This is a genomic window from Streptomyces sp. PTL18, assembly GCF_059510295.1.
This window is the reverse complement of record NZ_JCAJZO010000012.1, coordinates 194,779-202,664: the sequence shown is the minus strand read 5'-3', so window position 1 is coordinate 202,664 and position 7,886 is coordinate 194,779. Positions and strand designations below refer to the sequence as shown.

10 protein-coding genes and 1 pseudogene are annotated in these 7,886 nt (G+C 70.4%); 4 read left to right on the top strand and 7 right to left on the bottom strand.

Annotation, left to right across the window (positions count from 1 at the left end; translation table 11 throughout):
* Both AC5WS8_RS23360 and AC5WS8_RS23355 read left to right on the top strand, forming a co-directional pair.
* The coding region (locus AC5WS8_RS23360; protein WP_496105396.1) for a hypothetical protein at nucleotides 1-538 on the top strand (538 nt) is incomplete at its 5' end.
* A gap of 270 nt (nucleotides 539-808) precedes the next feature.
* Nucleotides 809-1,516, top strand: coding sequence for a hypothetical protein (locus AC5WS8_RS23355; protein ID WP_496105395.1), 708 nt, complete (start codon nucleotides 809-811; stop codon nucleotides 1,514-1,516).
* 187 nt (nucleotides 1,517-1,703) lie between these two features.
* Here the strand turns inward: AC5WS8_RS23355 and AC5WS8_RS23350 are convergent, their stop codons facing one another.
* From AC5WS8_RS23350 to AC5WS8_RS23340, 3 genes are all read right to left on the bottom strand, one after another.
* Nucleotides 1,704-2,429, bottom strand: a complete 726-nt coding sequence (locus AC5WS8_RS23350; RefSeq protein ID WP_496105394.1) for a hypothetical protein — start codon at nucleotides 2,427-2,429, stop codon at nucleotides 1,704-1,706.
* A 72-nt stretch (nucleotides 2,430-2,501) separates the two neighbouring features.
* Nucleotides 2,502-3,095, bottom strand: a complete 594-nt coding sequence (locus tag AC5WS8_RS23345; protein WP_496105393.1) for a YdeI/OmpD-associated family protein — start codon at nucleotides 3,093-3,095, stop codon at nucleotides 2,502-2,504.
* A gap of 193 nt (nucleotides 3,096-3,288) precedes the next feature.
* Nucleotides 3,289-3,609, bottom strand: coding sequence for a hypothetical protein (locus AC5WS8_RS23340; RefSeq protein ID WP_496105392.1), 321 nt, complete (start codon nucleotides 3,607-3,609; stop codon nucleotides 3,289-3,291).
* A 390-nt stretch (nucleotides 3,610-3,999) separates the two neighbouring features.
* Between AC5WS8_RS23340 and AC5WS8_RS23335 the strand changes: the two genes are divergently transcribed.
* Together AC5WS8_RS23335 and AC5WS8_RS23330 are read left to right on the top strand one after the other, a co-directional pair.
* The gene (locus AC5WS8_RS23335; RefSeq protein ID WP_496105391.1) at nucleotides 4,000-4,890 is read left to right on the top strand and encodes an NAD(P)-dependent oxidoreductase; all 891 of its coding nucleotides are present in this window, start codon (nucleotides 4,000-4,002) and stop codon (nucleotides 4,888-4,890) included.
* Nucleotides 4,891-4,979: 89 nt separating this feature from the next.
* A complete protein-coding gene (locus AC5WS8_RS23330) occupies nucleotides 4,980-5,261 on the top strand; it encodes a DUF1876 domain-containing protein (protein ID WP_496105390.1) in 282 nt (93 codons plus the stop codon).
* Nucleotides 5,262-5,360: 99 nt separating this feature from the next.
* On the opposite strand, the gene AC5WS8_RS23325 is transcribed toward AC5WS8_RS23330, so the two are convergent.
* From AC5WS8_RS23325 to AC5WS8_RS23310, 4 genes and pseudogenes are all read right to left on the bottom strand, one after another.
* Nucleotides 5,361-6,518, bottom strand: a complete 1,158-nt coding sequence (locus tag AC5WS8_RS23325) for a serine hydrolase domain-containing protein (RefSeq protein WP_496105389.1) — start codon at nucleotides 6,516-6,518, stop codon at nucleotides 5,361-5,363.
* 81 nt (nucleotides 6,519-6,599) lie between these two features.
* A complete protein-coding gene (locus tag AC5WS8_RS23320) occupies nucleotides 6,600-7,046 on the bottom strand; it encodes an organic hydroperoxide resistance protein (RefSeq protein ID WP_496105388.1) in 447 nt (148 codons plus the stop codon).
* Between the two features lie 106 nt (nucleotides 7,047-7,152).
* Nucleotides 7,153-7,614, bottom strand: coding sequence for a MarR family winged helix-turn-helix transcriptional regulator (locus AC5WS8_RS23315; protein WP_496105387.1), 462 nt, complete (start codon nucleotides 7,612-7,614; stop codon nucleotides 7,153-7,155).
* Nucleotides 7,611-7,870, bottom strand: a pseudogene (locus AC5WS8_RS23310) (cobalt ABC transporter ATP-binding protein); the annotation flags it as partial. The gene AC5WS8_RS23315 and the pseudogene AC5WS8_RS23310, both read right to left, overlap by 4 nt.
* Between the last annotated feature and the right edge of the window lie 16 nt (nucleotides 7,871-7,886).

Below are 7,886 nucleotides of genomic sequence, written 5' to 3'. Positions count from 1 at the left end.
GTTCCTCGATGTGGACGGGCCCCTCAACCCTTACGCGGCCAAGCCGGAGAAGCGCCCCGCCGGTTACACCACCCTCAGAGTGCCCCAAGACGGCGGGGCCCCCGAGGAACACCGAGCACTCTCATTCCGTCGGCGGCCCCTGCGGGTCTGGCTCAACCCGGAGCACGGACGAGACCTGCTCCGGCTCGACTACGACCTGTGCTGGGCCACCACATGGCTGGCGGATGCCAATCGGTGGATTGCCCCGGTGCTCGCCCTCCCCGAACTCCCCTTCGTCGACTTCGGTGACGTCTTGCTTCAAGACCGCCCCGACGGCGTTCACTGGAAGACTGCTCCCCTGGTCGACTACGCCAACGGCCGCCCCTTCGCGTGGGTGGACGACGAACAAAGCGACCTGGACCAGGCGTACGTGACCGCCCACCACCGTGCGCGTGGCCTTCTGCACCACGTCAACCCGCGGATCGGCCTGCGCGAGGATGACTTCCGGACTCTCGCCGACTTCGCCCGTTCTTTGGGTGCTTCACAAGCCATGGGCTGAGCCCGTCCTCAGCCCGTCGGGGAGCTCTGCCCCGGACTCCGTGATCATTGCGGGGACAGCTCTTAGGCAACTTGTTCCATCTCTCAAATAAAATGGCGGAATCTATCCTTCCGCTGCTGGCGGACGCTTGACGCAACTTTTCACGCCGTGACAAGATCCCTGTCGCACCAGCGCATGGCGGGTGCATGACGAGCCTGACCAGCCGTCATACGGGGCGGTCGAAATCACTGCAAGTGTATTTCGGCACACAGTTTGGGGGAAAGCTTGAACATGAGGATTTCGCGCGCTGCCGTTCTGGCGGTGGCCGTAACGATGACCGGCGCGCTTATCGGGGGATCGGCCGGAACGGCAATCGCCGCCCCGAACGCCACTCATTTCACCACCGCTGCGACCCGGCACGCGCAGACTTCGTCGACGCCGGTTCCTTCATCCGAGGCTGCACCGGCCTCCAGTCCGCTGCACGTGCTGAACGGCTACGTCACATACTCGCAGGACGGGTATCGCATCGACGCCCCCGCCTCAGTGCTGGCCAAGGTTCCGCAGGCTGACCTTGACAAGCTCAACGCCTACATCGACGCTGTCAACAGTGACATCAAGAGCGGCAAACTGGTGATGTCGGGCGAGGGGGTTGCGGCAACTGCTCCCAGCGAGGTTCCCGCGGGCAACGTCCCGGCAACCGCAGGGGTCGCCGCTCATCCCAAGCGTCACGGGTACATCAAGACTCACTGGTACGGCATCGAAGTCGGGCTGGACAGCTGGCTGACCAACAAGGTGGAAGGCGGCACCTGGACCGGTGCTGGGGTCGCGACGCTTGCCAGCCTGCTCGGCGGGGGGCACTACGCAGCTATTGCGGCGGCGGCACTGGGAACTGCTGCCGGTGCCATACAAGTCTGTCAGCACAAGGACGGCTGGACAATCCTGTACTGGGTCGGCGTCCCAGTCGGCCCCGGCGGGTTCGTTTGCAACCCATTTGGCTAACCTGGAGACGCTCTGATGAGTCCAGCAGTAAAGCAGGCCGTAGCCGCGACGACCGTTGGGGTGTTGGCCCTCCTCGCTCTGATCTCATTCTTCGCTCAACTGCACTCATCGGGGAACTACGCGAAGATCTTCGGGTCAGCGGCCTTCGTTGCGGGGGTTGTCTTCTTTGCGCTCGGCTGGGTGAAGCCTAAAAGTTAGTAGTCCAGTGGCGGCGGTTCGGGTGCGAGTTCTTCCGGGCACCCGAACCGCCGTGCTGTGTCGGCGCTTCGGGAACCTTCTGTCGCTTGCTTCTGAAAATTGCCAGGTCCCGATCTGTGGCTGGGGTTGGTCCAGCGGATTCGGCTTGATGTCCGCCCGGTCGGTGTCGAACTCCTGCCCTTCCTCGTCGTGGACGGACGACTACCGCGGCGAACAGGAACCGATAGGTCGCGTTCATGCGCGCGTGGTCCTCCTCCTTTTCCAGCCTCTCCCAGTCGGCTTCGGTGTCCGGTCCGGCGATCCCCTCCAGGACGGCGATCGGCCGCCTGACGGTCTTCCGCTGCCGCGCCTTCATCCGCTTGATGGTCGGCGCGCGCATGGCCTGGAAGTCGGCGGTCGTGAAGTCGTCGTCGTTGAGCCACAGCTCCTTCAACTCCCGCAGCTCCTCGCGGTCCTTCTCGTCCGCGACGAGGTCCGTCTTCGGGCGCGTCGTGGCGGGCTCCTTGAGCCCCTGTACCTCGTCCCCCTGCCCCCGGTCGACGATGGCGGGCCAGATCCCGACGGCCGCTTCTGCGCCCGGGTGGAACCGCAGCCCGGCCACGAAGTGGGACGACAGCAGACGCCGAACGTCCTCGGTGTTCCATGCCGGGTCTTCGATCCTGAGCGGTGCGTCTGCACAGGGCCTCTGACTTGGCGTCACGCTCAGTGAGGTCACTTGATGGCTGCGGCCGGGGCGGCAGGCGCACCGGGCCCCGGGGCACTGCACGGCTGTGGTCCCTCTCCGGGACTACGGGTACAGCTTCTCGCCCTTCGCCAGCATCGCTACGTACTTCTCTATCCGGCGCGCCCGGGTCTCGGGCTTCTTGGCGTCCTGTACCCGGTACAGGATCGCGTAGCGGTTCTGCCGGTCCAGTGTCTCGAAGAACGTGGCCGCGGTCGGGTCGGCGGTCAGGGCCGCCGCGAGGTCGTCCGGCACCGTGGCGGTCTTCGCACCGTCGTAGGCCGCCTCCCAGCGGCCGTCCGCCTTGGCGCGGTCGACCTCGACCTGCCCCGACGGATGCATCCGGCCCTGCTCGATCAGTGCGGCCGCCTTGTCCCGGTTGATCTTGGACCACTTGCTGCGCGGCTTGCGCGGGGTGAACCGCTGGAGCCACCACTGGTCGTCGAACTTCGCCTTCTGGCCGTCGATCCAGCCGTAGCAGAGTGCCACGTCGAGCGCCTGGGCGTAGTCCAGCGCGACGATTCCGGGGCCCTTCTTGCGAAGCTTGAGCCAGAGGCCGGACGAGACGGCGTGGTTCTCGCCGAGCCATGCCCCGAACGCCTCGGCGGATTCGAATGCGACGATCTCCAAGTCCTGAGTCACCCCGGCAGCGAACCACACCCGGCCGATTGTCGTCACGCATGCGGGCACGGCCCCGGATGCAGGACGCCCGTGGACTGCGTGATCACCCCGTCTCGACGCAGAACGATCAGGCAGGTGCCACGGGCTCGCTCAACGATGCGACGTTGCCGCTCGACCTCGACGGGGTGTCCGTCGCGCGGGTGGAGCGGCCGGCCGACGGAAGGCGGCGAGTTCACCTGGCCACGGCCGACGAGATGGCCAGGGCCTGCCCGGCCTGCGGGGTGTTCGCCACCCGGGTGAAGGGCTCGGCGGTGACCCGCCCGCGCGATCTCCTCCACGGCGAGAGCGGATTGGAGTTCCGCCGGCACCAGCGCCGCTGGTGGTGCCGGCCGGCTGTCCTCGCCGGTCCTTCACCGAGCAGATCCCGCAGATCCCGGCCGGTGCCAGGCTGACCGCCCGGCTGCGGGGCGCGGCCGGGCGCCGCGTCCGGGATGCCCGGCTCCACGGTCAACCAGGCCGCGCGGGATCTGCATCTGTCCTGGCCGACCGTCATGGAAGCCTTCCGCACACAGGTCCGCGACGTCGCCGAGGCGCCTCTGCCGCAGGTCGCAGTCCTGGGCATCGACGGGACCCGGCGCCAACGGCCCCGCGCGGAGGATGAATCGGTCATCGGGGTCCGAGAGATCGCGGTGGTTCGCCTCGCCGTGCAGCAGGACGCGCTGGGCGCCCTCCCCGGAGAACCACCTCGGCTTCGAGGGCGGCCTGCGCTCCGTCCTCGCCGCGGCCTGGACGGCTGCCACGAGGCGGTGCAGCGGGTGAGGGACCGGGCCGGTCGCGCGGCAGGCTCACCAGCACGCTCCGGCTGAGGGCGCCAACGGAATGCCCGCCCGCTGAGGGAGCATGGGAGGCGCATCAGTCACCGTGGGATCAGGAAGTTGACGTCATGACAGGCAAACTCACCGTGAGCGTCCTCGGTACCGGCATCATGGGGGCCGCGATGGCTCGCAACATCGCCCGCGCCGGACACACCGTCCGCGCCTGGAACCGCACCCGTGGCAAGGCCGAGCCGCTCGCCGCCGACGGCGCGCTGATCGCCGGCACCCCCGCCGAGGCGGTGCGGGGCGCCGACGTCGTCCTGACCATGCTCTACGACGGCGCCACCGTTCTGGAGGTCATGCGGCAGGCCGCCGGTGCGCTGCGGCCCGGCACCGTCTGGGTGCAGTCGACCACCGCCGGGATCGGGGCCACGGGCGAGCTGGCCGCCTTCGCCGGGGAGCACGGCCTGGTCTTCTACGACGCCCCCGTGCTCGGCACCCGCCGGCCCGCGGAGGCCGGGCAGCTGACCGTCCTCGCCGCCGGGCCCGCCGAGGGGCGGGGGACGGTGACGCCCGTCTTCGACGCCGTCGGCGCCCGCACGGTGTGGACCGGGGATGACGGTGCGGCGGGCAGCGCCAGCCGGCTGAAGCTGGTGGCCAACAGCTGGGTCCTCGCCACCACCGCCGCGACCGGCGAGGTGCTGGCCCTGGCCAAGGCCCTGGACGTGGACCCGCAGAGGTTCTTCGACATCATCGCGGGCGGCCCACTGGACATGGGCTACCTGCACGCCAAGGCCGACCTTCTGCTGAACGGCACGCTGACCCCGGCCAGTTTCGCCGTGGCGACGGCCGAGAAGGACGCCCGTCTGATCGTACGGGCCGGCGAGGAGAACGGCGTCCGCCTCGACGTGGCCGCCGCGACCGCCGAACGTCTCGCCCGCGCCGCCGCCCAGGGCCACGCCGACGAGGACATGGCCGCCGCCTACTTCGCCAGCTTCGACGAGAAGTCCGGCTCCTGAAGGTTCCCAAGGGTTTTCGAGGTGCCCGCGCCGTGCATCGGGGCACGAGGAGGAGCACCCTGGAATCAGCGGTTCCGGAGGTGATCGTCATGGCTATGCACACCGCAGTCGGATGGCATGTGGAACTCGAGTTCGAGGAGGACGACCAGCGGACGCGGGCGGCGGCGCTCGTCCGGCTTCCGGACGGCAAAGAGGTCCGGTCGCGCGGATACGCCAGCCGCCACCGCTCCGACTCCAATCAGCCGCGCGTCGGTGAGGAGATCGCGGGCGCGCGTGCGCTCAACGAGCTGGCCATGGAGCTGCTCGTGAAGGCGCACGACGAGATCGACGAGGCGTCGGGGAGGACGTCGCATCCGCTGACGTTCCACTGACGCCCCAGCCGGATGGACCGGATACCGGATGGAGGAGTACGGGTCGATCCCCGCGGTGCCCGCACGTCGAGGCGTGCGGGCCCGCCGCATCGTGGGCCGTCACGCCAGCGCCGTACGCACCGCCCGGACCAGCGCCTGTGCCCGCGGGTCCGCCGTCACGCCCTGGTGGAAGCCGTTCGTCACATAGCCGAAGGCGATGCCCGACTCCGGGTCCGCGAAGCCCAGCGCGCCGCCACGGCCCGGGTGGCCGAAGGAGCCGGGGGCCAGCAGCGGGGACGCGCTGCTGTGGAGCATGTAGCCGAGGCCGAAGCGGGTGGGGACCACCAGGACGCGGTCCGGGCCCGCCGAGGCCTCCCGGCGGGCCAGCTCCGTCGTCGCGGGGGAGAGGAGGCGTACGCCGTCCACCTCACCGGTGAGCGCCGCGTAGAACCGGGCCAGTGCGTCGGCCGTCGCGATGCCGTTCGACGCGGGCAGGACCGCCGCCCGGTACCCGGGGTCGTTCTCGTCGGGTTGCGGGGTGATCGCCGCGAAGGCACGGCGGGTCAGGCTCGCCGGGTCCGCGTACGCGTCGGCGACCGCGCGCCTGGGGCGGATGCGCAGGCCACCCTCGCGGGCCGGGGCCTCGGTGCGGCCGACGCGGCCCGCACGGCGCGCCTCCTCCGCGGGCAGGCCCACCCACAGGTCCAGGCCCAGCGGCCCGGCGATCTCGGTGGCGATCCACTCGCCGAGCGAACGGCCCGTGGCCCGCCGCACCAGCTCGCCCGTCAGCCAGCTGTACGTCTGCGCGTGGTAGCCATGGTCCGTGCCGGGCTCCCAGACGGGGACCTGCCCCGCCAGCACGGTCGCCGCCAGGTCCGGGTCGGCGGCCTCGGCCGGGGTGAGCGGGCGGTCCAGGACCGGTACGCCCGCCCGGTGCGCCAGAACCTGCCGCACCGTCGTGCGCTCCTTGCCCTGCGCCTTGTACTCGGGCCAGTGGCCGCCGACCGGCGCGTCCAGGTCCAGCTCTCCGCGCTCGGCCAGCATCAGCAGCACGGCCGCGGCGACGCCCTTGGTCGCCGAGCGCACGATCTGCGCCGTGTCCCGCTGCCAGGGCGCCGTCCCGTCGACGTCCTTCGAGCCGCCCCACAGGTCCACGACCTTGCGCCCGTCCCGGTAGACGGCGACCGCGGCCCCGCGTTCGCCGAGCGCCTCGAAGTTCCGTACGAACGCCTCCCTGACCGGCTCGAAGCCCTCGGCCACAGTGCCGTTCACGTCCACGTCCGCACTCCTGTCCCGATCGGCGATCGCCTGCGACTCTGGGCGTAACGCGCGCATCGAGCCTGCGATTCCTGGGCTTCCTCAGCCCAGCACAATCGTTACATCGATGTTGCCGCGGGTGGCGTTCGAGTACGGGCACACCTGGTGGGCCGCGTCCACGAGCCGGGCCGCGAGCTCCTGGTCGAGGACGGGCAGCGAGACGCTCAGCGCCACCGCGAGGCCGTAGCCGTGCTGCCTGTTGGGGCCGATGCCGACCTTCGCGGCGACGGTGGAGCCGGTGAGGTCGTAGCCCTCGCGATGGCCGACCAGGATCAGGGCGTTGTGGAAGCAGGAGCTGTAGCCGGCCGCGAACAGCTGCTCGGGGTTGGTGCCGCTGCCGTCGCCGCCGAGCTCGGGCGGCATCGCCACCTTCAGCTCGATGTGGCCGTCCTGGCTGGTCACATACCCGTCCCGGCCGCCGTGCGCGGTGGCCTCGGCGACGTACATGATCTTCGTTGGACGGGTGTCGACAGCATCGCCGTCAGACATGCTCGGCCTCCCCCAGAACAAGTGTGCGCAAGTTCATCGCGCACAAGGTACCGGCCGGTAGGTCGATCGCCGTCACCAGGGGGTGGCAACCTCGGGTAACCCGGGATCAGCGGGTCCGGGCCGCCGCGGCCTCCGCCTTCTCCGTCAGACGCCACAGCTGCTCGCGCAGTCCGGCGACCTCCGGGCCGCCGAGTCCCGTCGCTGCGAGCAGGGCGCCGGGCACCCGCGCCGCGCGCTCCCGCAGCTCCTCTCCACGCCCGGTGGCCGCGACGAGCACCGACCGCTCGTCCCGCGCCGACCGCTCACGCCGGACCAGTCCCGCCGCCTGGAGTCGCTTCAGCAGCGGGGAGACGGTGCCGTAGTCGAGGCGCAGGGCGGCCGCCAGCTCCTTCACCGTCGTCTCGCCGCGCTCCCACAGGACCAGCAGGACGAGGTACTGCGGGTAGGTGAGGCCGAGGTCCTCGAGGAGCGGGCGGTACGCGGCCGTCACCGCGCGCTGGGCCGCGTACAGCGCGAAGCACAGCTGGTCGTCCAGGAGCAGTGAGCCGTGCGTCTCCTCGTTCGTCACGCGCCCATTGTCACGGACCGCGGATCGAAGCCGAAGGGCAGCTCCGGACGGTGGCCGCGCATCGGCTCGTCGTCGGCGAGGAGTTCGCCGGTCCTGCCGTCCACTGCGATCACACCGTCGAGGACCAGGGAGCGCGGGCACAACTCGGGGGCGTGCACGGCAGGTCGTGCGTGACCACGAGCGCCGTCACGTCCAAGGATCCGAGGATGTGGGCGGGTTCGCGGCGTGCGGCCGGGGCGAGCTCGGACGAGGGCTCGGCCCAGGACGAGGAT

Excerpts from the sequence above, each read along its gene's own strand:
- AC5WS8_RS23355 (WP_496105395.1), top strand. The coding sequence starts at position 809 with ATGAGGATTTCGCGCGCTGCCGTTCTGGCGGTGGCCGTAACGATGACC.
- AC5WS8_RS23330 (WP_496105390.1), top strand. The coding sequence starts at position 4,980 with ATGGCTATGCACACCGCAGTCGGATGGCATGTGGAACTCGAGTTCGAG.
- AC5WS8_RS23335 (WP_496105391.1), top strand. The coding sequence starts at position 4,000 with ATGACAGGCAAACTCACCGTGAGCGTCCTCGGTACCGGCATCATGGGG.
- AC5WS8_RS23340 (WP_496105392.1), bottom strand. The coding sequence starts at position 3,609 with ATGACGGTCGGCCAGGACAGATGCAGATCCCGCGCGGCCTGGTTGACC.
- AC5WS8_RS23320 (WP_496105388.1), bottom strand. The coding sequence starts at position 7,046 with ATGTCTGACGGCGATGCTGTCGACACCCGTCCAACGAAGATCATGTAC.